Raw genomic sequence first — 21,528 nt, forward strand, 5'->3', positions numbered from 1 at the left:
TCAGTCATCGGCCAGCGCCTCCTTGGTCGCGGCCTCGTAGGCGTGCGCGAGCTCGGGGTCGCGGGCGGCCAGCGCGTCGGCCAGCAAGGCGACCACCCGGCACTGCCGGACCGTGGCGTCGTCCTGCATCTTCCCGTCGAGCAGCACCGCGCCGGTGCCGTCACCCATGGCCGCGATCACCCGACGGGCCCAGGCCACCTCGGCCGGGTCGGGCGAGAACACCTTGCGCGCTATGGCGATCTGGGCCGGGTGCAGGCTCCAGGCGCCGACGCAGCCGAGCAGGTACGCGCTGCGGAACTGGTCCTCGCAGCCCACGGTGTCCCGGATGTCGCCGAACGGCCCGTAGTAGGGCAGGATTCCGGCGGCCACGCAGGCATCCACCATGCGCGCCAACGTGTAGTGCCACAGATCCTGCTGGTACGTGGCGCGGCCGGACACCAGATCGTCGCCGACCGGATCGGTGCGCACGACGTATCCCGGGTGGCCGCCGCCCACCCGGGTGGTCTTCATCCGCCGGCTGGCGGCCAGATCGGCCGGGCCGAGGGAGATCCCCTGCATCCGCGGGCTGGCGTTGGCGATCTCCTCCACCCTGGCCACGCCGCTCGCGGTCTCCAGTATCGCGTGCACCAGCAGCGGGCGGGACAGGCCGGCGCGCGCCTCGAGCTGGGCGAGCAGCCGGTCGACGTAGTGGATGTCCTCTGGCCCCTCCACCTTGGGGATCATGATCACGTCGAGCTTGTCGCCGATGCTGGTGACCAGGGTGATCAGGTCGTCGAGCGCCCACGGCGAGTCGAGGCTGTTCACCCTGGTCCACAGCTGGGTGTCGCCGAACTCGGTGGCCCGCGCGACCTGGACCAGCCCGGCCCGCGCGGCCTGCTTGCGGTCGGCCCGGACGCCGTCCTCGAGGTTGCCGAGCAACACGTCGACCCGCGGGGCGAGGTCCGGCACCTTGGCGACCATCTTCTCGTTGCCGGGATCGAAGAAGTGGATCATCCGGGACGGTCGGACCGGGGTCTGGCGCACCGGGGCGGGCGCGCCGACGGCCAGCGGGCGGAAGAAGTCCTTCGGTGAGCGCATCGAGCCTCCCTTACCTGCCGGTAACACTAGGGAATCACCGGATGGAGCGCCGCCCGGATGTCGCGAAGGCCACGTCGGCCAAACGCGGTTAGCCTGATCGTCGTGGCCACCTCGACCAAGGTGTTCGTGGCGCAGCTCGTCGGCCTGCCGGTGTTCGGGCCGGACGGCGAGTCGATCGGCAAGATCCGCGACCTCGTCGTGGCCCTGCGGATCGACGCCTCGGCGCCGCGCGTGCTCGGGCTGGTCGTCGAGCTGGCCACCCGGCGCCGGATCTTCGTGCCGATGCTGCGGGTCAACTCGATCGAGCCCAACGCCGTCACGCTGGCCACCGGGTCGGTCAACCTACGGCGGTTTCACCGGCGCCCCAACGAGGTCCTGGTGATCGGCCAGTTGCTCGACGCCCGCGTGTCGATCAAGGCGACCCGGGGCACGGCCGTCGTGCTTGACACCGCGATCGAGCCGACGAGGACCCGGGACTGGGTGCTCAGCCGGGTGGCTGTCCGGCAGCGCACGGGACGGATCGGCCGGCGCGGCCCGGTGCAGGTGCTGAACTGGGAGGAGATCGACGCCCCCGGCCTGACCGAGCTGACCCACGCGCCGCAGGGAACGGCCCACCTGCTCGCGCTGTTCGACAGCATGCGCGCCACCGACGTCGCCGCCGCGCTGCACGAGCTTCCGGCCAAGCGGCGCTACGAGGTCGCCGACGCGCTGGATGACGAGCGGCTCGCCGACATCATCCAGGAGCTGTCCAATGAGGACCAGAAGGACGTGCTGTCGCATTTGGACGATGAGCGGGCCGCGGACATCCTCGAGGCGATGGACCCGGACGACGCCGCCGACCTGCTCGCCGAGCTGTCCGAAATGGACAAGAACCGGCTGCTGGAGCTGATGGAGCCGGCCGAGTCCGCGCCGGTGCGCCGGCTGCTGGAGTACCCGGCGCACAGCGCGGGCGGGCTGATGACCCCGGAGCCGATCGTGCTCACCCCGGACGCCTCGGTCGCCGAGGCGCTGGCCAGGGTGCGCAACCCCGACCTCACCCCGGCGCTGGCCAGCATGGTGTTCGTGTGCCGGCCGCCGACCGACACCCCGACCGGCCACTACCTCGGCTGCGCGCACATCCAGCGGCTGCTGCGCGAGCCGCCGTCCAGCCTGGTCGCCGGCGCGCTCGACACGGAGCTGTCCAGCGTGCGGCCGGACGACTCGCTGACCCAGGTGACCAAGTACTTCGCGGCGTACAACCTGGTCTGCGCGCCGGTGGTGGACGAGCAGGATCACCTGCTCGGCGCGGTCACCGTCGACGACATCCTCGATCACCTGTTGCCGGGCGGCTGGCGGGAGACCAACGATGCCTGAGTCCTTCCCGCGGCGCCGGCTCGATCAGCCCCGCCGGCCGCGGGCCTTCCGGTTCGAGGTCGATCCCGAGGCGTTCGCCCGGTTCTCCGAGCGGCTGGCCCGGTTCATCGGCACCGGCAAGTTCCTGTTCTGGCAGACGCTGTTCGTGCTGAGCTGGATCTCGATCAACTTGCTCGCGTACTCGGTGCGGTGGGACCCGTACCCTTTCATCCTGCTCAACCTGGCCTTCTCCACCCAGGCCGCCTACGCGGCGCCGCTGATCCTGCTGGCGCAGAACCGCCAGGACGACCGGGACCGGATCGCGCTGGACGAGGACCGGGCAAGGGCCGCGCAGACCAAGGCGGACACCGAGTTCCTTGCCCGCGAGCTGGCCGCGCTGCGCCTGGCCATCGGCGAGGTCGCCACCCGGGACTACCTGCGCGCCGAGCTGGACCGGCTGCGCGCCGACCTGTCGACCAGATCCCGCACGCGACCCAAGCCGTCCGCGGAGACCGTCCGCGCCGACACCCGATGGGAGGACTAACCGGCCGGTTCGCCCGCCTGGGCAAGGCGGTCGCACAGCTCGCCGAGCTGGGCGAGCTCCTTGGGGTCGAAGCGGGCGACGAAGTGCCGGGCCACCCCGGCCAGGTGGGTGCGGGAGGCCGCGCGCAGCCGGTCGAGCCCGGCCGGGGTCAGCTCGGCGATCACCCCGCGGCCGTCCGCCGCCACCCGCTGCCGGGTCACCAGGCCGGCGCGCTCGAGCCGGTCGACCAGCCGGGTCACCCCGGATCGGGACAGCAGCACGAGCTCGGCCAGCTCGGCCATCCGCAGCTGCCGGCCGGGCGCCTCGGCGAGCTGCACCAGGACGTCGTAGCTGACCAGCGACAGCCGCTGCTCGGTGAGCAGCTCGGCCTCCAGGTTGCGCAGCACGCGCGCATGGGCGCTCAGGAACGAGCGCCATACGCGCAGCTCATCACCGCTCGGCGGTGATGACGCGGGGTCGACCATGATCACACCCTACGGAACGTAAACGGTTCCATGGCGCGGAATCGGCCGTGACGTTCCAGGCAGTTGGTATGTATCAGCCGGTCCGGTAGGAGCCGCTCGTAGCATGGATCCGTGACAAGCAGCCAGGCTCCCAGCGTCGACACGGTCCGCACCGCCCTGTCGGGGGTGCGCGATCCGGAGATCCACCGTCCGATCACCGACCTCGGCATGGTCAAGGACATCCAGGTCCAACCGGACGGGCGGGTGGACGTCGGGATCTACCTGACCGTCGCGGCCTGCCCGCTGCGCGACCGGATCACCTCCGACGTGACCGGCGCGGTGTCCGCCGTGCCCGGGGTGACCGGGGTGCGGGTGGCGCTGGACGTGATGAGCGACGCGCAGCGCCAGGAGCTGCGCCGGTCGCTGCGCGGAGAGGCCGAGGAGCCGCGCATCCCGTTCGCCGAGCCGGGCTCGCTGACCAGGGTGTACTGCGTCGCGTCCGGCAAGGGCGGGGTGGGCAAGTCCAGCATCACGGTGAACCTCGCGGTGGCCATGGCGGCGCGCGGCCTGTCCGTCGGCGTGGTGGACGCCGACATCTACGGCCACTCCGTGCCGCGGATGCTCGGCGCCACCGGAAAGCCGACCAGGGTCGAGAAGATGATCATGCCGCCGCAGGCCCACGGGGTGAAGGTCATCTCGATCGGCATGTTCAACCCGGGCAACAAGCCCGTCGTGTGGCGCGGCCCCATGCTGCACCGCGCGCTGCAGCAGTTCCTGGCCGAGGTGTTCTGGGGAGACCTGGACGTCCTGCTGCTCGACCTGCCGCCGGGCACCGGGGACGTCGCGATCTCGGTGGCGCAGCTGATCCCGAACGCGGAGATCCTGGTCGTCACCACGCCCCAGCAGGCCGCCTCCGAGGTGGCCGAGCGGGCCGGGGCGGTCGCTCTGCAGACCCGGCAGCGGGTGGCCGGCGTGATCGAGAACATGTCCTGGCTGGAGCTGCCGGACGGCTCGCGGATGGAGATCTTCGGCGCCGGCGGCGGGCAGGTCGTCGCCGACTCGCTGACCCGGTCGATCGGGGCGGAGGTGCCGCTGCTGGGCCAGGTTCCGCTCGACCCGCGGCTGGGCGAGGCGGGCGACGACGGCACGCCCCTGGTCGTCTCGGCGCCGGACACGCCCGCGGCCACGGTGCTCCGCGAGATCGCCGAGCGCCTCTCCACCCGGGCGCGCGGCCTCGCCGGCCGCATGCTCTCGGTGACCCCCGCGGGCCGCTAGTCGTCGTGAGTCTTGTGTGGTTATGGCACCACACAAGACTCACGAGGGGCTACGTGGCGTCGGGGTCGAAGGGGGCCTTCTCGCCGGGGGCCAGGCTCGGCGGGTCGAGGGCCGGGGTCGGCGGCGGGGTGTAGCCGTTGGACTTGGTGCCGTTGCCGTTGCCGTCGTCGTCGAACAGGTGCTTGGCGACCGCCCGCTTGGGGTCGAAGCTGCGCAGCTGCTGGAGATCCTGCAACGGCTTGCGGAGCTCCTCGAACTCCGGGCCCATCTCGGCGCGCAGCTGCTCGCGGGCGCCCGTGGCGTACTCCCGCAGCCTGCGCAGGTTGCGGCCGAGCCAGGCGGCCGCCGACGGCAGCCGCTCGGGGCCGAGGATGAACAAACCCGCGATCCCGAGCACCAGGATCTCGGCCCATCCGATGCTCTCGAACACCTTGCCTACCTCCGCGCCTGCCACAGTCCCCGTCCAGGGTAGCGGCTCAATCCGACTGCAGCGTCACCTGAATCGTGAGCTCGCGCCCCTGCCTGGCCAGCACCACGGGCACCGTCTGGCCCGGCGCGTACTGGCGGACCGCGACGATCAGCTCGGGGGCGTTGCGCACCGGGCGGTCCCCGAGCTTGGTGATCACGTCGCCCTCCTCGATGCCGGCCTTCTTGGCCGCCCCGTTGTCGGTCACGTTGACCACCTGGGCGCCCTCCGCGGTCTCGGCGGACACCGACTTGGCGTTGAGGCCGAGATCGGCGTGCTTGACCTGGCCGTCGCGGATCAGCGCCTCGGTGATCCGGCGCATCGAGTTGACCGGGATGGCGAAGCCCAGCCCGATGCTGCCGGTGCTGCCCTCCGCGGTCCTGATCACCGAGTTGATCCCGACGAGGGCCCCGGTGGAGTCGACCAGCGCGCCGCCCGAGTTGCCCCGGTTGATCGCCGCGTCGGTCTGGATGCCGTCGTAGACCACCGGCGCCTCGCCGTTGTCCCCGCCGGCCACCACCGGCCGGTGCAGGGCGCTGACGATGCCCTCGGTGACCGTGTTCTCCAGGCCGAGCGGCGAGCCGATCGCGATCACGGTGTCACCGACCTGGAGATCGTCGGAGTTGCCCAGCGGAAGGACGGTCGGGTTGGCCACCTCGACCTTGATCACCGCCAGGTCGGTCTTCGGGTCCCGGCCGACGACATCGGCCTCGACCCGCTTCCCGTCGACGAACACCACGGTGATCTCCTGGCCCTGGGTGAGCCGGCCGGCCAGCGTCACCACGTGATCGTTGGTGACGATGTAGCCCTGCCCGTCGATCATCACGCCGGACCCGGCGCCCGCCTCCTGCGCGCCCTTGACCTCGATCGACACCACACCGCGCGACGCCTTGTTGGCGATGTCGGCCACCGAGCCGATCGGGCGCTCCTTGCCCGGCTGGACCGGGGAGAGCGTGACGTCGCCGGTCAGCACGTCGCCGCCGCGTGCCACCACCCAGCCGACCAGGCCGCCGGCCCCGCCGATCAGCAGGGCCACCAGGCCGAGCACGATCAGCGCGCTCGGCTTCACCCGGCGGCCGAACAGCAGCTCGGGCAGGCTCAGCAGCGCGCCGGGCGGGCGCTTCGGAGTCTTGCGGCCGTCCGTGCCCTTGCCGACCGCCGGCGGCCCGATCACCGCACCGGCGGCCGGGTCGCGCCATGGATCCGCGCCGTCCTCCGAGCTCCACAGAGCGTCTTCGGCGTCGTCGCCGTCCTGGCTTGGTGGCGCCGGCGGGCGCTGCAGGATCTCCGTGCTGCCCTCGGGCCGGCCGAACGCGGTGACCAGCGCCTCGGGCGGGGGCGGGGCGACCTTGAGATCGGCGAACGCGTCGCGCGCGCCGAGCCGCCCGCCGGGCGGCGCCGAGAACGCCCCGTCCACCCCGGCCGGCCGGCCGAACAGCGCGGCGGCCGCCGGGTCGGGCGGGGGACGGTCGAGCGGGCGCGGGCCGATGCGGTACGGGTTCGCGGCGTTGGTCTTGGCGGCGGCGTCCGCGCCGGGGTCCTGCGGACTCGACTCGGGAGTGGACGGCTCGCTCACGGTTCAAGCCTGCCTGATCAACGGTGAAGTTGGCGTACTAGGAGCGGCCGCGAGGCCCCGGGCGGGTCTGGCCTCGCCGGAGCGACCATCGGACCCAGGCTAGCGGTTGGCGATCAGGCTCACGTGATGGCCGGCGACGAGACCGGCCGGCTGGAGGTTGACCGCGGGGCGGTCGTCGGCCGGCGGCTCCTCGACGCGCTCGGCGGCGGGGCCGCTGCCGGCGTTGACGATGGCCAGCGCGCCGAGCACGAGCCCGGACACCACGACGCCGGCGCCGGTCGCGGCGCGGCGGCCGAGGCGGCCGCCGAGCACCGTGCGTCCCTCGCCGAGCTTGGGCGAGGAGCCCAGCGGAGCGCCGGACCCCAGCGGCGCCAACCGGTCCGGGCGTTGCACCGCGACGAGCTGGCCGTCCTCGGTGACCGCGAGCCCGTCCGGGGACGTCGGCAGCTCCACCTTCTGCGGGATCGCACGCAGCGACGCCAGCAGCTCGGCCGGCGCGGCGGGGATGTCCGCCGCCTGGACCGCGGCCCTTGCCTGCCGCTGGGCGGTGACCTCCGCGGCGCAGTACGGGCAGCGGGCGATGTGGGCGGCGGCACGGTCGCACGCGGCCGGAGACAGCTCGCCATCGACGAACGCCACGACCGCGTCCGGCATCAGGTGCTGCTCGGACAGCCCCCAACCGCGGCCAGCGTCGGTCATGCTGCGCTCTCCAACTCGGGAATGTCGGCCATGGTCGTGGGTCGCCTCGGGTAGGTGGTCACCGGACCGCCTCCCTCGCCCGGCATTCCGCAAGCTTCATGCCGTGCCCTCCCGTGCAAGTTCCCTGCGCCGCTCCAGCGACGCCCGCAGGGCCTGCCGCCCGCGGTGGATCCTGCTTCGAACAGTACCCAGTTTCACGCCCAGTGTGGCGCCGATCTCCTCGTAGGACAGGCCCTCCACGTCACAGAGCACGACCGCGGCCCGGAACTCCGGCGGCAGCTCGTCCAGCGCGGCCTGCAGGTCCGGGTCGAGATGCGTCTCGGAGTAGACCTGCTCCGGGCTCGGGTCGTCGCCGGCCAGCCGATCGGAGTCCTCCGGAAGGCCCTCCATGCGCAGCCGCGAGCGGCGGCGCGCCATGTCGAGGAAGAGGTTCGTGGTGATGCGGTGCAGCCAGCCCTCGAAGGTGCCGGGCTTGTAGGACGCCAGCGAGCGGAACACCCGGATGAACGTCTCCTGGGTCAGGTCCTCGGCGTCGTGCGGGTTCCCGGTGAGCCGGTACGCCAGCCGGTACACCCGGTCGGCGTGCTCGCGCACCACCTCGTCCCAGGACGGAGGCGTCCAGCTGCTCAGCTCACCCGGCACCACGTCCGGAGCGAGGGTTGCCTGTGCCGTCATCGAGCGCGACTCCACCTCCCGCGAACCCAACCGTTCCTTGCCCGAGTCAACGCGCGCCGTACTCAATTTGTTTCCCCTACCCCGACGTCCCCTAGCCATCCCTAGCCAACGACAGTGATCATCGATGTCCCGGGTATGACATTAGTGAGAGGCGCCTGAGAGCCCCCTGAGAATCGAGCGAACGCGGCTTACCGTGGGGCTTCACCCGATTTCGGCGGGTTGAACGCTAATCTCACAGGCCGTGACGCCCGATACGCCGACGAGCGACTCGGCGACCGCGCTGCGCGAGTACGTCGAGGGTTACCTCGCCGAGGACGACGCGCTGATGTCCGCGCGCGCCCGCGGCGTCGACCTCGGGTGTCCGCCCATCGGTCCGAGCAGCGGCGCGGTACTGCAGTTCCTGGCCGCGGCGCTGCGGGCCAAGGCGGTGGTGGAGATCGGCACGGGCGCCGGGGTGAGCGGGCTGTACCTGCTGCGCGGCATGCTGCCCGACGGCGTGCTCACCTCCATCGACGTGGAGCCGGAGCACCAGAGCGCCGCGCGGCGGGCGTTCGCCGACGCCGGGTTCGGCTCCGGCCGCACTCGGTTGATCATGGGCCGGGCGCTCGACGTGCTGCCCCGGCTCACCGACGAGGCCTACGACCTGCTGTTCGCCGACGCCGCGCGGCCGGAGTACCCCGGCTACCACCAGCAGGGCGTGCGGCTGCTGCGGCCCGGCGGGGTGATCGTGTTCGACAACGTGCTGGTGTCCGGCCAGGTGGCCAACCCGGCCCGGCGCGACGCCGAGACCATGGCGCTGCGCGAGGTCACCAGGGCGGTCCGGGACGACGACCGGCTGGTGCCCGTGCTGCTCCCGCTGGGCGACGGGATGCTGGTGGCGGCCAAGGCCGGGTGAGCGGAGCTTGCGGAGCGAACCATCAAACACTGCCCTGCCGCCGAGGGACGAGGCGGCAGGGTCGCCGTCACCGAGCTTGCGAGGTGACGGATCCGGGTGAGAAGTCTCACGACCGGTCGGAGGCGACGAAGGCGCCCATGGAGAACGCGCCCGCCAGGCCGAGCAGCGTGACCACCCACCCGGCGGTGGTCGAGCCGCCGTCGCTCCACCACCAGCCCCACAGCACGCCGGCAAGGACCGCGAACGGGAGGAACACCACCAACGCGGCGATCAACCCGGCCATGATCTTCAGCTCGGTGCGCCGGGGCTTGCCCTCCGGCCCGCCGACCGGGGTCATGTGCCAGACCGCCCGGTAGGGGTCCTCCGGTGGCCGCGGCCGCTCAGGTTCCATTCGCCTGCGCCCTCGCTCCCTTGCCCAGCACCACGACGCCGCCCGCGCTGACCGTGTAGCGCTCACGGTCGGCGTCGAGGTCCACCCCGATCTGCGCGCCGTCGTCGACCACGACGTTCTTGTCCAGGATCGCCCTGCGCACCACCGCGCCCTTGCCCACCCGGACGCCGGGCAGCAGCACGCTGCCCTCGACCAGGGCGCCGTCCTCGATCGTCACGTTGGCGCTGATCACCGACTCGCGCACGACGGACCCGGACACGATCGACCCCGGGCCGACGACCGACTCGACGGCGTGGCCGGTGTTGACGAACTTCGCCGGCGGCAGCGGGGGCGTCGCGGTGCGGATCGGCCAGGCGTGGTTGTACAGGTTGAACACCGGGTGCACGGAGACAAGGTCCATGTGCGAGTCGTAGTACGCGTCGAGCGTGCCGACGTCCCGCCAGTAGCCGCGGTCCCGCTCGGTCGCGCCCGGCACCTCGTTGTCGTCGAAGTCGTACACGGCGGCCGCGCCCGCGTCGACCAGCATCGGGATGATGTCGCCGCCCATGTCGTGCACGGAGTCCGGGTCGGTCGCGTCCTGGCGCAGCGCCTCGAGCAGGACCTCGGTGCGGAAGATGTAGTTGCCCATCGAGGCGAACGTGACGTCCGGGTCGTCGGGCACGTGCGGCGGCTCGGCCGGCTTCTCCAGGAACCTGGTGATCTTGCCGCTGGCGTCGGAGTCGATGCAGCCGAACGCCTTGGCCTCGGTGCGCGGCACCCGGATGCCGGCCACCGTCACCCCCGCGCCGGTGTCGACGTGCTGGGCAAGCATCTGCGACGGGTCCATCCGGTACACGTGATCCGCGCCGAACACGACGATGTGGTCCGGGTTCTCGTCGTGCACCAGGTTGAGCGACTGGAAGATCGCGTCGGCGCTGCCGGTGTACCACCGCGGGCCGAGCCGCTGCTGGGCCGGAACCGGGGTGATGTACTGGCCGAGCACGCTGGACAGCCGCCAGGTCGTGGAGATGTGCCGGTCAAGCGAATGCGACTTGTACTGGGTCAGCACGCACAGCCGGTGGAAGCCGGCATTGACCAGATTGGACAGCACGAAGTCCACCAGCCGGTAGTTCCCGCCGAACGGAACGGCCGGCTTGGCGCGGTCGGCGGTCAGCGGCCACAGGCGCTTGCCCTCGCCGCCGGCGAGCACGATTCCGAGCACATGAGGCTGGCCATGCACAAGTCACCCTAACCACGCGGGGTACGAATTGCCCAAGTGTTCACGCTGGACACTCGCTGGACCGTGAAAGGCCTATGGTTTCGCCGTGCGGATCGGGCTGCTGACGCGTGAGTACCCACCGGAGGTCTACGGCGGGGCCGGCGTGCACGTCGGCTTTCTGGTCCCCCGGCTGCGGGAGCTCATCGACGTCGACGTGCACTGCTTCGGCGGACCCCGCCCGGACGCGGTCGCGCACCGGGTGGCGCCCGGCCTTGCCGACGCCAACCCCGCGCTGCGCACGCTGTCGGTCGACCTGTCGATCACCGCGGCATGCGCCGGAGTGGATCTCGTGCACTCGCACACCTGGTACGCCAACCTGGCCGGGCACCTCGCCGGGCTGCTGCACGGCGTCCCGCACGTGATCACCGCGCACTCGCTCGAGCCGCGCCGGCCGTGGAAGGCCGAGCAGCTCGGCGGCGGCTACCGGCTGTCGGTGTGGGTGGAGCGCACCGCGTACGAGTCGGCCGACGCGATCATCGCGGTGAGCAACGGCATGCGGCTCGACGTGCTGGACGTCTACCCGGCGCTGGACCCGGCAAGGGTGCACGTCGTGCGCAACGGCATCGACACCGGGTTCTACCGGCCGGTGACCGAGACCGACGCGCTGGTTCGGCTCGGGATCGACCTCGGCCGGCCGGTCGTGGTGTTCGTCGGGCGGATCACCCGGCAGAAGGGCGTCGGCCATCTGGTCGCCGCCGCCCACCACCTCGATCCCGCGGCGCAGCTCGTGCTGTGCGCCGGCGAGCCGGACACGCCGGAGCTGGCCGCGGAGATCGGCTCGACGGTCGCCCGGCTGTCCGACACGCGCGGCGGGGTCTTCTGGATCCAGGAGATGCTCGCGCCCGAGGTCGTCCGCCAGATCCTCAGCCATGCCACCGTGTTCGTCTGCCCGTCGGTGTACGAGCCGCTCGGCATCGTGAACCTGGAGGCGATGGCGTGCGGTGCGGCGGTGGTCGCGTCCGACGTCGGCGGGATCCCGGAGGTGGTGGCGGACGGGGAGACCGGGCTGCTGGTCCACTACGACGAGCACGACATCGAGGCCTACCGCCACGGCCTGGCCGCCGCGGTCAACCGCCTGCTCGCCGACCCCGAGCGGGCCCGCGCGATGGGCGCCGCCGGCCGGTCCCGCGCGCAACGGGAGTTCTCCTGGTCGACCGCGGCCGAGCAGACCGTGCGGGTCTATCGGTCGGTGCTGGCGTAGGAGGTGGCCAGCTCGATGAGCGTGCGGGTGGCGAATCCGGTCGCGCCCGGGGTGATGTCGTCGTAGGGCTTGTCGGCCCTTGCGGGGCCGGCGATGTCGAGGTGGGCCCACGGGCAGCCGGTGGCGAAGGTGTGCAGGAACGCGGCGGCGGTGATGCTGCCCGGGCCCGGCGGGCACTGGCGGACGTCGGCGATGTCGCTGCGCACGGCGTCGGACAGCTCGGCGGCCAGGGTGTCGACGTCGGCCGGCAGCGGCATGCGCCACCAGGACTCGCCGGCCCGCTCGCCGGCCGACAGGACGCGGTCGGCGAGGGTGTCGGAGGAGGCGAACAGGCCGCCGGTGCGCAGGCCGAGGGAGACCTTCATGTGGCCGGTGAGGGTGGCGACGTCGACGATCAGGTCCGGGTGCAGCCGGGCGCGGGCGTAGGCGAGGGAGTCGGCGAGCACCATCCGGCCCTCGGCGTCGGTGTTGGTGACCTCGGTGGTGCGGCCGCCGTAGTGGCGCACGACGTCGCCCGGCCGGTAGGCGGAGCCGGACATGTGGTTCTCGGCGCACGGCACCAGGCCGGTGACGCGCAGTCCGATGCCGAGGCGGGCGACGGCGTGCAGGGCGGCGATCACCGCGGCGCCGCCGGCCATGTCGGTGCGCATCACGTGCATGCCGTCGGCGTGCTTGACGGAGATGCCGCCGGTGTCGAACGTGATGCCCTTGCCGACCAGGACCAGGTGGGTGCGGGCGCCGCGCGGGTGCCAGGCCAGCTCGATCAGGCGGGGCGGGCGGCTTGAGCCGGAGCCCACCGCGAGCACGCCGCCGAAGCCGTGCTCGGCGAGCCAGTGCTCGTCGCGCACGTCGACCCGCAGGCTCGGCACGCCGGCGGCGACCCTCGCCGCGGTGCGGGCCAGCCAGGCCGGGTCCTTGATGTTGGAGGGGGTGTTGGCCAGGTCGCGGGTGAGGGCGGTGGCCTCGGCCAGCGCGGCGGAGCGGCGGGCGGCCGCGCCCAGCTCGGCCTGCCGGCCGGGCTCGCCGGCGATCAGGCGGATCGTGCGCAGCGCCGGTTTCGCCGGGGTGGAGACGACCTTGTAGTCGTAGCCGCCGAGGCGCAGCCCGCGGACCAGCTCGGTGATCTCGTCCGGGCCGGCGTCTTCGGGGAGCCGCAGCCGAAGGGTGCGCTCGACGCGCCGGCCGGAGTCGGAGTCGGCCGCGAGGCGCGCGTTGACCGCGCGGGTCAGGGCGGCACCCGCGGTGCGCCATCTGGCCGGCGCGCCGTCGCCGATGCCGACCGCCCAGCCGAACGGTCCACTGTGGACCTCGCCGGCCCTGCCGGTCAGGCCGACCGCGCGGATCCACTCCTCGGTGATGCCCTCGCCACCGGGGCCCAGCCGCGGGGCGCCGCCGTCGATCGAGCGGCTGACCACGGCGACCGGTCCGGCGCCGCGGGCCGCGGCAACCACCTCGACCTCCGGTAACGCGGTCGGCACGGTGGGCAGGGGGGTCGGCACGGCAGTCCTCCAGGCAATAAGCGCTGCCCCGGTCTCCGGGTTGGACCGTGCGCAGGCGGGAACGCTACGGCAACGCGGACCGGGGCAGCGACCTTCTTACGTCATGCGGGGCGTCGGCGGCTCCCGTCAGCCCGCGGCGGCCTTGAGCGCGTCACCCAGAGCGTTGGCCTCGTCCGCCGACATCTCGACCACGAGGCGCCCACCGCCCTCCAGAGGTACGCGCATCACGATGCCCCGACCCTCCTTCGTCACCTCGAGGGGACCGTCACCGGTCCGGGGCTTCATGGCCGCCATAGCGTGCTCCCTCCGTGAGTTTCCTCCCACTCCGGCCGGGGTCACCCGCCCAGAGCCCAGGTCATTCTCCCCCATCCGGTCTCGGCGGTGAAATCGAGCCGATCAACGCGTGTCGCGTGACGTGCCGCTATGAGGTGGCGGACGGCGGCGGCCAACTGACAGACTGGAGCGTCGTGCGAGCTCGTTCGGCGCTGTTCGATGTGTACGGCGGCTACCTCAGGGCACGAGGTGGCTCGGCCGCCATCGCCGCGCTGGTCCGGTTGCTCGAGCCGCTCGGCTTCGGCGCCCCGGCGATCCGCACGGCCGTCTCCCGGATGGTCCGGCAGGGCTGGCTCGCACCGGTCCGGCTGGCCGAGGGCCCCGGCTACGCGCTGACCAAGCGCGCCGAGCGGCGCCTCGACGAGGCGGCCGCCCGGATCTACCGCACCCGACCGTCCACATGGGACGGACGGTGGCACGTGGTGGCGCTCGAGGAGCTGCCCACCCGCGGTGCGCGGGAGCGGCTGGACTCGTCGCTGCGGCTGCTCGGCTACGGCCCGCTCGGCCCGACCACCTGGGTGGCGCCGCGGCCGTCGCCGGAGCTGGCCGAGGTGCTCGCCGCCGACGGGCTGGCCGCCAGCGTGTTCCACGGCGAGCACGCCGGCGAGGATGCTGCGCTTGCCGCCAAGGCGTGGGACCTCGACGCGCTCGGCCGGGACTACGCCGCGTTCGTCACCGAGTGGGAGTCCCGGGTGTCGGCTGTGGACGGCTCGTCGCCCCCGCTGGCGTTCGCCGAGTCGCAGCTGCTGCTGCACGCCTGGCGGCGGTTCCTGTTCCGCGACCCTGGGCTGCCGGCGGAGCTGCTGCCGGACGGCTGGCCGGGAACGGTGGCCGCGGAGTTCTTCGACCGGCACACCGCGCGGCTGGCCCCGGCCGCCGAGGAGTTCCTCGACCGTTGCCTTGACCATCATCGCCGGACCAGGTCAACCGCATAGCCCCGCGACCGAAGGAAGAGACCTTGTCGACCGACGCGCCGTTGTTGATCTCCGACGCCGCCGGCGTCCGCACCCTGACGCTGAACCGGCCGGACGCGTTCAACTCGCTGACCCTGGAACTCAAGGAGCGGCTGCTGGCGGCGCTGCGGGAGGCGGCGGCCGACGACACGGTGCGGGCGGTTGTGCTGACCGGCGCCGGCCGGGCGTTCTGCGCCGGCCAGGATCTCAAGGAGCACGTGGCGCTGCTGCGCGCCGGCGACCCGGCGCCGCTGAGCACGGTCACCGAGCACTACAACCCGATCATCGCCACGGTCACCGGGATGCCCAAGCCGGTGATCGCCGCGGTGAACGGGATGGCCGCCGGCGCCGGGGCGTCCCTGGCCTACGCGTGCGACCTGCGGATCGCGGCCGCGTCGGCGAAGTTCCTGATGGCGTTCGCCAACGTGGGGCTGACCGCCGACTCCGGCGCGTCCTGGACGCTGCCGAGGCTGATCGGCTACGGCCGGGCGATGGAGATGATGCTGCTCGCCCAGCCGGTCGCCGCCGAGCAGGCGCTGGCCATCGGCATGGTCACCCAGGTGGTTCCGGATGGCCAGGCGCTGCCGGCCGCCCAGGAGCTGGCCGGGCGCATGGCCGCCGGCCCGACAACGGCCTACGCGAAGATCAAGGAGGCGCTGCTCGCCGGGGCCGCCGGCGCGCTGGACGACGCGCTGGCCACCGAGGCGCGCACCCAGGCCGAGGCGGGCGCGACCACCGACCACACCGAGGCCGTCGACGCCTTCGTGGCCAAGCGCACGCCCGCGTTCACCGGGCGGTAGCCCGCCAGCAGCCGACCACGTGGTCGTCGACCATGCCGGTGGCCTGCATCATGGCGTAGCAGGTGGTCGGGCCGACGAAGACGAACCCGCGGCGCTTGAGCTCCTTGGCCATGGCCGTGGACTCGGGTGTCACGGCCGGCACCTCGTCGAGGGTCCTCGGGCGGGGGCGGCCGCCGGGGTCGGGTGCGAACGACCAGAGCAGCTCGTCGAGCGGGACGTCCAGGTCGAGGACGGCCCTTGCGTTGCGGATGGCCGCGTCGATCTTGGCTCGGTTGCGCACGATGGACGCGTCGGCCATCAGTCTGGCCACGTCCCCGGGGCCGAACGCGGCCACCCGCGCCGGATCGAAGCCGGCGAAGGCGCGGCGGAAGCCCTCCCGCTTGCGCAGGATCGTGATCCAGGACAGGCCGGACTGGAACGCCTCGAGGGACAGCCGCTCGAACAGGGCCGTGTCACCGTGCAGCGGGACCCCCCACTCCTCGTCGTGGTACGTCACGTAGTCCGGCGTGGAGTTGGCCCATGCGCAGCGCTCGCGGGTCATCGCGGCTCGGGCTCGGCGGACTCGGCGGGCGTGCCCGCCGCGGCCAGCTGGGCCTCCAGCTCGGCGACCCGCGCGCGCAACTCGTCCAGCTCACCGCCGACCCGCTGCAGCACCCAGTCCACTTCGGACATCTTGTAGCCGCGCACGACCAGCTGGAACCGGACGTCCCGCAGGTCCTCGGCGGTCACGCCGTGCTCGGGCAGCCTGGTCGGCGAGGCGCCCGGCGGCAGCGCCGGCAGCTCCTCGCCGCGGCCGAACAGCACGGAGGCAAGCAGGAACACCACGGCGGCGACGAGCACCATCACGACGAGATACCAGAGCGCGGTGGTCACGGCACGATCGTGTCACGCCCCTACGACACTGCGCATCGGCGGCCGGTCGGCGGCGCGCACGGCGGTGGTGTCCGGCAGCCACTCGGCGTCGACCTGGACGAACTGGGTGAGCTCGCCGGCGCTGGCCGCGTCGATGCCGCACCGGGCCAGAGCCGTGCCCAGGATCTCGCGCGCCATCCGGCCCAGCTCGGCCAGCCGCCGGTTGCGGTGCTGGCGCACCCCCAGGTTGACCTGCGCGAGCCCGGGCAGCCCGACCATGGTGTGGGCGTCGAGCAGCAGGCCGATCTCCACCCCGTAGCCGGCCGCGAACGGCACCGACTCCAGCAGCTCCCGGCTGGCCGCGCACTCCCCGGCCAGCGGCTGGATCACGCCGGACAGCTCGGGGCGCAGCACCGACAGCAGCGGCCGGGCCATCAGCTCGGTGACCCGCCCGCCGCCGGACTCCTCGCCGCCGAGGGGCCTGCGGTAGAACGCCTTCACCAGGTGCACGCCGGGCTCGCCGAGCAGCGGCCCGAGCAGCGCCGGCACGAAGCCCCCGGACGGGTCGACGAGGTCGGAGTCGAGGAACACCAGCAGGTCGCCGCTGGTGGCCGCCAGCGATCGCCACAGCACCTCGCCCTTGCCGGGCAACGGATCGAGGTCGGCAAGCACGTCGGTCCGGCGCACCACCCTGGCGCCGGCCGCCGCGGCCACCTCGATCGTCCGGTCGGTCGAGCCCGAGTCGATCACCACCAGCTCGTCGACCAGCGAGCCGAGCAGCGGGCGCACCGAGGCCACCACCCGCCCGACCGTCGACTCCTCGTCCAATGCGGGAAGCACCACGCTGACCGTGCGGGATCCCTTGGCCAGCACCAGCTCCGGCACCGTCCAGCCGGTGTCCTGCCAGGTCCGCTCGGCGAACCACGCCCGCGCCGCCGGGTGCATCAGGCCTCGCTCATGCCAGTGCTCTTCAGCTCGGGAATGTTGGCCGATGTCGTGGGTCGCTTCGCGTAGCCGGTCACCGGACCGCTCCTCGGGCAGACCTCGTTCCTCGGCCAAGCCGGCGTCTCCTCGTTCCTCGGAGACGCTGGAGTATCGATTGGTTCGCTCCGCAAGCTCCGCTCACCCTCGTCGCGGTGGGCCAACTCCCTCACCTGGCATTTCGCAAGCTTCATGCCAGCGCCCGCAGGCAGCGGGCCGGCGGGCGGGTGCCGGCGATGCTGGCCACCATCTCGACGACCCGCCTGGTCTGCCGCACCTCGTGCGCGCGGAACACCCGGGCACCGGCGAACGCGGCCACCGACGTCGCGGCCAGCGTGCCGTCCAGCCGGTCGTCGACCTCCGCGCCCAGCGTCTCGCCCACGAAGTCCTTGTTGGACAAGGCCATCAGCACCGGCCAGCCGGTGCCGACCAGCTCGTCCAGCCGGCGCAGCAACTCAAGGCCGTGCCAGGTGTTCTTGCCGAAGTCGTGCGTCGGGTCGATCAGCACGCCATGCGCCGGCACCCCGATCGAGACCGCGTGCTCGGCGCGCTCGACCAGCTCGGCGGCCACCTCGGCGACCACGTCGAGATAGCGCACCCGGTGCGGGTCGGTGCGCGGCCGGACCCCGCCGGTGTGCGAGCAGACGATGCCGACCCCGTACTCGGCGGCCACCTTGATCAGGTCGGGATCGGCGCCGGCCCAGGTGTCGTTGATCAGGTCTGCGCCCGCCCGGCAGGCCCGCTCGGCCACCTCGTGCCGCCAGGTGTCCACGCTGATCACCACGTCGGGGTGGCGTTGGCGGATCGCGGCGACGAACGGCACGACCCGCCTGGTCTCCTCCCAGACGTCGACCACCTCGCCGTGCGAGCCCGCCTTCACCCCGCCGACGTCGACGATGTCGGCGCCCTCGGCCACCACCCGGTCGACGGCGGCCATCGCGGCCTGGTCGTCGAAGGTGGCGCCGCGGTCGTAGAAGGAATCCCGCGTGCGGTTGACGATCGCCATCACCAGGGCGCGGTCCGCCGTCGCCGCGCGCTGTCCGAACCGGAGCGTGTGCACGCCCCGATGGTGCCATGACCTCAGCAAACGGGCCCGCACGCGGTCAGCGCCTCGTCCACCGAGGCCGTGACGACCAGCGCGTCGAGCGCGGCGTCGGAGGCGAACCCCTTGTCCCGCAGCTCGTGCACCCAGCTGATCAGCCCGGCCCAGTGCCCGTCCGGGTCCAGCAGCACCACCGGCTTGGCGTGCATCCGCAGGTAGCGTGCGGTCCAGACCTCGAACAGCTCCTCGCAGGTGCCCAGCCCGCCCGGCAGCGCGAGGAAGGCGTCGGCGTGCCGGTCCATCAACGCCTTGCGCTCGCGCATGGTCTCCACCACGAGCAGCGGGTCGGCATCCGGGTCGGCGAACTCGCGGTCCATCAGGTCCCGCGGGATCACCCCGGTCGTCGGCGCGCCGCCCAGCCGCGCGGCCTGGGCCACCGCGCCCATCATCGACACCCGCGACCCGCCCCACACCAGGCCCCAGCCGCGCGCCGCGATCCCGGCGCCCACCTTGGCGGCCAGGTCGAGGTACGGGCCGGGCACCGCCGCTTTCGATCCACAGTAGACACACACGGCCCAACGACGCGCACTCAATGGGTCTCGCTCCATGCGCGGTAGGCGTCCTCGACGACCTGCACGGCGTCGTCGATGTCGTCGGTCACGTGCAGCAGCGCGAAGTCCCGCTCGCCGATCTTGCCCTGGGCGTAGACGGTGTCGCGGACCCAGGAGTGCAGCCCGCCCCAGTACGACCGTCCAAACAGGACAACCGGGAACTTGGTGACCTTCTTGGTCTGCACCAGGGTGAGCGCCTCGAACAGCTCGTCCAGCGTGCCGAACCCGCCGGGCAGGCAGATGAACGCCTGGGCGTACTTGATGAACATCGTCTTGCGGGTGAAGAAGTAGCGGAAGTTCACGCCGAGGTCGACCCACGGGTTCAGGCCCTGCTCGAACGGCAGCTCGATGCCCAGCCCGATGGACAGCCCGCCGGCCTCCGAGCAGCCGCGGTTGACCGCCTCCATCGACCCGGGTCCGCCGCCGGTGATCGCCGCGAAGCCGGCGTGCGCGAGCGCCGCCCCGATCTGCCGGCCCAGCTGGTACTCCGGGTGGTCGCGCGGGGTCCGGGCGGACCCGAACACGGTGACCGCCCGCGGCACCTCGGCCAGCGCGCCGAACCCCTCGACGAACTCCGCCTGGATGCGCAGCACCCGCCACGGGTCGGTGTGCACCCAGTCGGTCGGCCCGCGTGAGTCGAGCAACCGCTGGTCGGTCGTTGTCGGCTCGGCCCGCCTCGCCCGGCGCAGCACCACCGGTCCGCGCTGCTTCTCGCGCGGGTGCTCCTCGTCCTCCGGGATCTCCTGGATCGTCACCCGGGGGAGTCTATGGGGACCCGCCGGACAGGAACCGGCTGAGCACGTCCGCGCACCGGCGGATCTGGGCCACCGGGACGTGCTCCTCCCTGGTGTGCGCCAGGGTCGGGTCGCCGGGGCCGAAGTTCACCGCTGGCAGGCCGGCGGCGGCGAACCGGGCCACGTCGGTCCAGCCCAGCTTGGCCATCGGCGGGCCGCCCGCGGCCGCGACGAGCTGCTGGGCGGCCGGCGCGGACAGCCCCGGCATCGCCCCGACCGCCAGATCCACCACGGTCAGCGCGTAGCCGGCGAACACCTGGCGCAGGTGCTCCTCGGCCTGCTCGGCGGAGCGGTCCGGGGCGAACCGGTAGTTGACCGCGAGCACCGCCTCGTCCGGCACGACGTTTCCCTGGACCCCGCCGGAGACGCCGACCGCCTGCAGCCCCTCCCGGTACAGGCACCCGTCGATCTCGACGGTGCGCGCCTGGTACTCCTGCAGCCGGAGCAGGGCCCCGCCGAGGGCGTGGATCGCGTTGATCCCCATCCAGGCCCGCGCGGTGTGCGCCCGCTTCCCGGTGGTGCGCAGCTCGACGCGCATCGTGCCCTGGCAGCCCGCCTCGATGACCCCGTTGGACGGCTCGCACACGACCGCCAGGTCGCCGGCCAGCCACTCGGGCAGCTCGCGCTCGATCCGGCCGAGCCCGTTGCGGACGGCGTCGAGCTCCTCGCAGTCGTAGAACACGAAGGTCAGGTCGTGCGTCGGCGCGGTCACCGTGGCGGCGAGGTGCAGCAGCACGGCGTCGCCGCCCTTCATGTCGACGGATCCGCAGCCGTGCAGGATCTCGTCGTCGCCCTCCCCGGTGCGCTTGGCCGGCAGGTTTCCGTTGATGGGCACGGTATCCAGGTGCCCGGCGAGCACGACCCTTGACGGCCGGCCGAGACGGGTGCGGGCCAGCACGGCGTTGCCCGACCGGATGATCTCGAGATGCCCGGCCTGCTCGCGCAGCGCCGACTCGACGGCTTCGGCCAGCTCCGCCTCGGTTCCTGAGACGCTCGGGACGTTCACGAGCGCGGTGGTCAGGTCGACGGGATCGCCGGCAAGGTCCAGGGTGGCGGCCACACGCCGTACCCTACGGTTACGTGGGATTCACGTGGACCACGTGACCAAACTGTGGTCATGGCGAAGTCAGTCGGGCTCGAGCGCAGCGGCCGCAAGCGCAACCTCACCATCCAGCTGGACGAGGCGATCATCCAGGCGGCCAAGGAGTTAGCCGCCCGAAAGGGCACGTCGGTCAGCGGGCTGGTCACCCAGACGCTCGCCGAGATGGTCGAGGCGGAGATCCGGTACCAGGAGGCCATGCGGCGGGCGTTCAAGGCGATGGACGAGGCCAAGGGCCTTGGTGGCGGGGGGCGCACCTGGACCCGACAGGAGATCAACGATGAGCGGCTCAAGAAGTGGGATCGACGGTGAACCTGACCTTCGTTGACACCAACGTGCTCGTGTACGCGCATGATCCGGACGAGGGCCCGAAACACGAGACAGCCGTTGCGGTCCTCAAGGAGTTGTGGCGGACCGGCACAGGTGTGCTGAGCACACAGGTCCTGCAGGAGTTCTACTCGGTGGTCACCCGGAAAAGACCCAAGCCGATGGCCGAAGCAGAGGCGCGGGAGCGGGTCGCCGCATATGGCGAATGGTGCTCGATGAACACCGATCCCCAACTCATCGTGTCGGCCAGTGTGATCGATGAACTCCATTCCGTGGAGTGGTGGGACGCTTTGATCATCGAGGGTGCGATGCGGAGTGGAGCGACCACCTTACTGTCCGAGAACACGCGGGACGGGCGGCGGTTCGGACTGCTGACCGTGCGGAATCCGTTCGGGGAGAACTGAC

General features: G+C 72.4%; 26 protein-coding genes. 9 read left to right on the plus strand and 17 right to left on the minus strand.

What is annotated here, in order from left to right:
- Positions 1-1,077 (minus strand): CoA ester lyase, encoded by a 1,077-nt coding sequence (locus VGX25_RS21090; RefSeq protein WP_326919574.1) that lies wholly within the window; start codon positions 1,075-1,077, stop codon positions 1-3.
- A gap of 102 nt (positions 1,078-1,179) precedes the next feature.
- Here VGX25_RS21090 and VGX25_RS21095 point away from each other — a divergent pair, with 102 nt between their 5' ends.
- Both VGX25_RS21095 and VGX25_RS21100 read left to right on the plus strand, forming a co-directional pair.
- On the plus strand, positions 1,180-2,430 hold the full coding sequence (locus VGX25_RS21095) for a magnesium transporter MgtE N-terminal domain-containing protein (RefSeq protein ID WP_326919575.1): 1,251 nt from the start codon (positions 1,180-1,182) through the stop codon (positions 2,428-2,430).
- Positions 2,423-2,953 carry a DUF1003 domain-containing protein gene (locus VGX25_RS21100; protein ID WP_326919576.1) on the plus strand — a complete coding sequence of 177 codons (531 nt, stop codon included), beginning with the start codon at positions 2,423-2,425 and terminating at the stop codon, positions 2,951-2,953. Before VGX25_RS21095 ends, VGX25_RS21100 begins: the two co-directional genes overlap by 8 nt.
- On the opposite strand, the gene VGX25_RS21105 is transcribed toward VGX25_RS21100, so the two are convergent.
- Positions 2,950-3,417, minus strand: coding sequence for a MarR family winged helix-turn-helix transcriptional regulator (locus tag VGX25_RS21105; RefSeq protein ID WP_326919577.1), 468 nt, complete (start codon positions 3,415-3,417; stop codon positions 2,950-2,952). The genes VGX25_RS21100 and VGX25_RS21105 overlap by 4 nt on opposite strands.
- Positions 3,418-3,528: 111 nt before the next feature.
- On the opposite strand from VGX25_RS21105, the gene VGX25_RS21110 reads away from it, so the two are divergent.
- On the plus strand, positions 3,529-4,671 hold the full coding sequence (locus VGX25_RS21110; protein WP_326919578.1) for an Mrp/NBP35 family ATP-binding protein: 1,143 nt from the start codon (positions 3,529-3,531) through the stop codon (positions 4,669-4,671).
- Positions 4,672-4,720: 49 nt separating this feature from the next.
- On the opposite strand, the gene tatB is transcribed toward VGX25_RS21110, so the two are convergent.
- The 4 genes from tatB to sigE all read right to left on the minus strand — a co-directional run bounded on the left by tatB (position 4,721) and on the right by sigE (position 8,102).
- On the minus strand, positions 4,721-5,101 hold the full coding sequence (gene tatB / locus VGX25_RS21115) for a Sec-independent protein translocase protein TatB (RefSeq protein ID WP_326919579.1): 381 nt from the start codon (positions 5,099-5,101) through the stop codon (positions 4,721-4,723).
- Between the two features lie 46 nt (positions 5,102-5,147).
- Positions 5,148-6,713: a S1C family serine protease gene (locus VGX25_RS21120; RefSeq protein ID WP_414635894.1), complete on the minus strand. Its 1,566-nt coding sequence runs from the start codon at positions 6,711-6,713 to the stop codon at positions 5,148-5,150.
- Positions 6,714-6,812: 99 nt separating this feature from the next.
- Complete coding sequence (locus tag VGX25_RS21125) at positions 6,813-7,412, minus strand: zf-HC2 domain-containing protein (protein WP_326919580.1); 600 nt, start codon at positions 7,410-7,412, stop codon at positions 6,813-6,815.
- Between the two features lie 96 nt (positions 7,413-7,508).
- Positions 7,509-8,102: an RNA polymerase sigma factor SigE gene (gene sigE / locus VGX25_RS21130; RefSeq protein WP_326919619.1), complete on the minus strand. Its 594-nt coding sequence runs from the start codon at positions 8,100-8,102 to the stop codon at positions 7,509-7,511.
- A gap of 310 nt (positions 8,103-8,412) precedes the next feature.
- Here sigE and VGX25_RS21135 point away from each other — a divergent pair, with 310 nt between their 5' ends.
- Entirely contained in the window at positions 8,413-8,982 is a 570-nt protein-coding gene (locus VGX25_RS21135) for an O-methyltransferase (RefSeq protein WP_326919620.1), read from the plus strand.
- Between the two features lie 106 nt (positions 8,983-9,088).
- On the opposite strand, the gene VGX25_RS21140 is transcribed toward VGX25_RS21135, so the two are convergent.
- Together VGX25_RS21140 and glgC are read right to left on the minus strand one after the other, a co-directional pair.
- Positions 9,089-9,373, minus strand: coding sequence for a hypothetical protein (locus VGX25_RS21140; protein WP_326919581.1), 285 nt, complete (start codon positions 9,371-9,373; stop codon positions 9,089-9,091).
- Positions 9,363-10,592 carry a glucose-1-phosphate adenylyltransferase gene (glgC, locus tag VGX25_RS21145; protein WP_326919582.1) on the minus strand — a complete coding sequence of 410 codons (1,230 nt, stop codon included), beginning with the start codon at positions 10,590-10,592 and terminating at the stop codon, positions 9,363-9,365. Before glgC ends, VGX25_RS21140 begins: the two co-directional genes overlap by 11 nt.
- 85 nt (positions 10,593-10,677) lie before the next feature.
- Here glgC and glgA point away from each other — a divergent pair, with 85 nt between their 5' ends.
- Positions 10,678-11,832, plus strand: coding sequence for a glycogen synthase (gene glgA, locus VGX25_RS21150; protein ID WP_326919583.1), 1,155 nt, complete (start codon positions 10,678-10,680; stop codon positions 11,830-11,832).
- On the opposite strand, the gene VGX25_RS21155 is transcribed toward glgA, so the two are convergent.
- Together VGX25_RS21155 and VGX25_RS21160 are read right to left on the minus strand one after the other, a co-directional pair.
- On the minus strand, positions 11,811-13,331 hold the full coding sequence (locus VGX25_RS21155) for a M17 family metallopeptidase (protein WP_326919584.1): 1,521 nt from the start codon (positions 13,329-13,331) through the stop codon (positions 11,811-11,813). The genes glgA and VGX25_RS21155 overlap by 22 nt on opposite strands.
- Positions 13,332-13,457: 126 nt before the next feature.
- Entirely contained in the window at positions 13,458-13,625 is a 168-nt protein-coding gene (locus VGX25_RS21160) for a DUF3117 domain-containing protein (protein WP_012783412.1), read from the minus strand.
- 173 nt (positions 13,626-13,798) lie between these two features.
- On the opposite strand from VGX25_RS21160, the gene VGX25_RS21165 reads away from it, so the two are divergent.
- A complete protein-coding gene (locus VGX25_RS21165; protein ID WP_326919585.1) occupies positions 13,799-14,599 on the plus strand; it encodes a PaaX family transcriptional regulator C-terminal domain-containing protein in 801 nt (266 codons plus the stop codon).
- Between the two features lie 23 nt (positions 14,600-14,622).
- Positions 14,623-15,417, plus strand: a complete 795-nt coding sequence (locus tag VGX25_RS21170; protein WP_326919586.1) for an enoyl-CoA hydratase-related protein — start codon at positions 14,623-14,625, stop codon at positions 15,415-15,417.
- On the opposite strand, the gene VGX25_RS21175 is transcribed toward VGX25_RS21170, so the two are convergent.
- The 7 genes from VGX25_RS21175 to dapE form a co-directional block, all read right to left on the minus strand.
- The gene (locus VGX25_RS21175; RefSeq protein ID WP_326919587.1) at positions 15,404-15,958 is read right to left on the minus strand and encodes a DNA-3-methyladenine glycosylase I; all 555 of its coding nucleotides are present in this window, start codon (positions 15,956-15,958) and stop codon (positions 15,404-15,406) included. The genes VGX25_RS21170 and VGX25_RS21175 overlap by 14 nt on opposite strands.
- Positions 15,955-16,290: a DivIVA domain-containing protein gene (locus tag VGX25_RS21180; protein WP_326919588.1), complete on the minus strand. Its 336-nt coding sequence runs from the start codon at positions 16,288-16,290 to the stop codon at positions 15,955-15,957. The genes VGX25_RS21175 and VGX25_RS21180 overlap by 4 nt, the downstream gene beginning before the upstream one ends.
- A 12-nt stretch (positions 16,291-16,302) precedes the next feature.
- Complete coding sequence (locus VGX25_RS21185) at positions 16,303-17,214, minus strand: glucosyl-3-phosphoglycerate synthase (RefSeq protein WP_326919589.1); 912 nt, start codon at positions 17,212-17,214, stop codon at positions 16,303-16,305.
- Between the two features lie 226 nt (positions 17,215-17,440).
- A complete protein-coding gene (gene folP, locus VGX25_RS21190) occupies positions 17,441-18,310 on the minus strand; it encodes a dihydropteroate synthase (protein WP_414635896.1) in 870 nt (289 codons plus the stop codon).
- A 20-nt stretch (positions 18,311-18,330) separates the two neighbouring features.
- Complete coding sequence (locus tag VGX25_RS21195; RefSeq protein WP_326919590.1) at positions 18,331-18,900, minus strand: TIGR00730 family Rossman fold protein; 570 nt, start codon at positions 18,898-18,900, stop codon at positions 18,331-18,333.
- The gene (locus VGX25_RS21200; protein ID WP_326919591.1) at positions 18,882-19,658 is read right to left on the minus strand and encodes a TIGR00730 family Rossman fold protein; all 777 of its coding nucleotides are present in this window, start codon (positions 19,656-19,658) and stop codon (positions 18,882-18,884) included. Before VGX25_RS21200 ends, VGX25_RS21195 begins: the two co-directional genes overlap by 19 nt.
- Before the next feature lie 10 nt (positions 19,659-19,668).
- Positions 19,669-20,757, minus strand: a complete 1,089-nt coding sequence (gene dapE, locus VGX25_RS21205; protein WP_326919592.1) for a succinyl-diaminopimelate desuccinylase — start codon at positions 20,755-20,757, stop codon at positions 19,669-19,671.
- Between the two features lie 57 nt (positions 20,758-20,814).
- Here dapE and VGX25_RS21210 point away from each other — a divergent pair, with 57 nt between their 5' ends.
- Both VGX25_RS21210 and VGX25_RS21215 read left to right on the plus strand, forming a co-directional pair.
- The gene (locus VGX25_RS21210; RefSeq protein ID WP_326919593.1) at positions 20,815-21,108 is read left to right on the plus strand and encodes a DUF6364 family protein; all 294 of its coding nucleotides are present in this window, start codon (positions 20,815-20,817) and stop codon (positions 21,106-21,108) included.
- On the plus strand, positions 21,105-21,527 hold the full coding sequence (locus tag VGX25_RS21215) for a PIN domain-containing protein (protein WP_326919594.1): 423 nt from the start codon (positions 21,105-21,107) through the stop codon (positions 21,525-21,527). The genes VGX25_RS21210 and VGX25_RS21215 overlap by 4 nt, the downstream gene beginning before the upstream one ends.
- Position 21,528 lies beyond the last annotated feature (1 nt).

It is taken from the genome of Actinophytocola sp., assembly GCF_035942955.1.
In the GTDB taxonomy this organism is placed as follows: domain Bacteria; phylum Actinomycetota; class Actinomycetes; order Mycobacteriales; family Pseudonocardiaceae; genus DASYTH01.

Excerpts from the sequence above, each read along its gene's own strand:
- VGX25_RS21090 (WP_326919574.1), bottom strand. The coding sequence starts at position 1,077 with ATGCGCTCACCGAAGGACTTCTTCCGCCCGCTGGCCGTCGGCGCGCCC.
- VGX25_RS21100 (WP_326919576.1), top strand. The coding sequence starts at position 2,423 with ATGCCTGAGTCCTTCCCGCGGCGCCGGCTCGATCAGCCCCGCCGGCCG.
- VGX25_RS21105 (WP_326919577.1), bottom strand. The coding sequence starts at position 3,417 with ATGGTCGACCCCGCGTCATCACCGCCGAGCGGTGATGAGCTGCGCGTA.
- VGX25_RS21125 (WP_326919580.1), bottom strand. The coding sequence starts at position 7,412 with ATGACCGACGCTGGCCGCGGTTGGGGGCTGTCCGAGCAGCACCTGATG.
- VGX25_RS21135 (WP_326919620.1), top strand. The coding sequence starts at position 8,413 with ATGTCCGCGCGCGCCCGCGGCGTCGACCTCGGGTGTCCGCCCATCGGT.
- VGX25_RS21140 (WP_326919581.1), bottom strand. The coding sequence starts at position 9,373 with ATGGAACCTGAGCGGCCGCGGCCACCGGAGGACCCCTACCGGGCGGTC.
- VGX25_RS21160 (WP_012783412.1), bottom strand. The coding sequence starts at position 13,625 with ATGGCGGCCATGAAGCCCCGGACCGGTGACGGTCCCCTCGAGGTGACG.
- VGX25_RS21175 (WP_326919587.1), bottom strand. The coding sequence starts at position 15,958 with ATGACCCGCGAGCGCTGCGCATGGGCCAACTCCACGCCGGACTACGTG.
- VGX25_RS21185 (WP_326919589.1), bottom strand. The coding sequence starts at position 17,214 with ATGCACCCGGCGGCGCGGGCGTGGTTCGCCGAGCGGACCTGGCAGGAC.
- VGX25_RS21195 (WP_326919590.1), bottom strand. The coding sequence starts at position 18,900 with ATGGAGCGAGACCCATTGAGTGCGCGTCGTTGGGCCGTGTGTGTCTAC.
- VGX25_RS21210 (WP_326919593.1), top strand. The coding sequence starts at position 20,815 with ATGGCGAAGTCAGTCGGGCTCGAGCGCAGCGGCCGCAAGCGCAACCTC.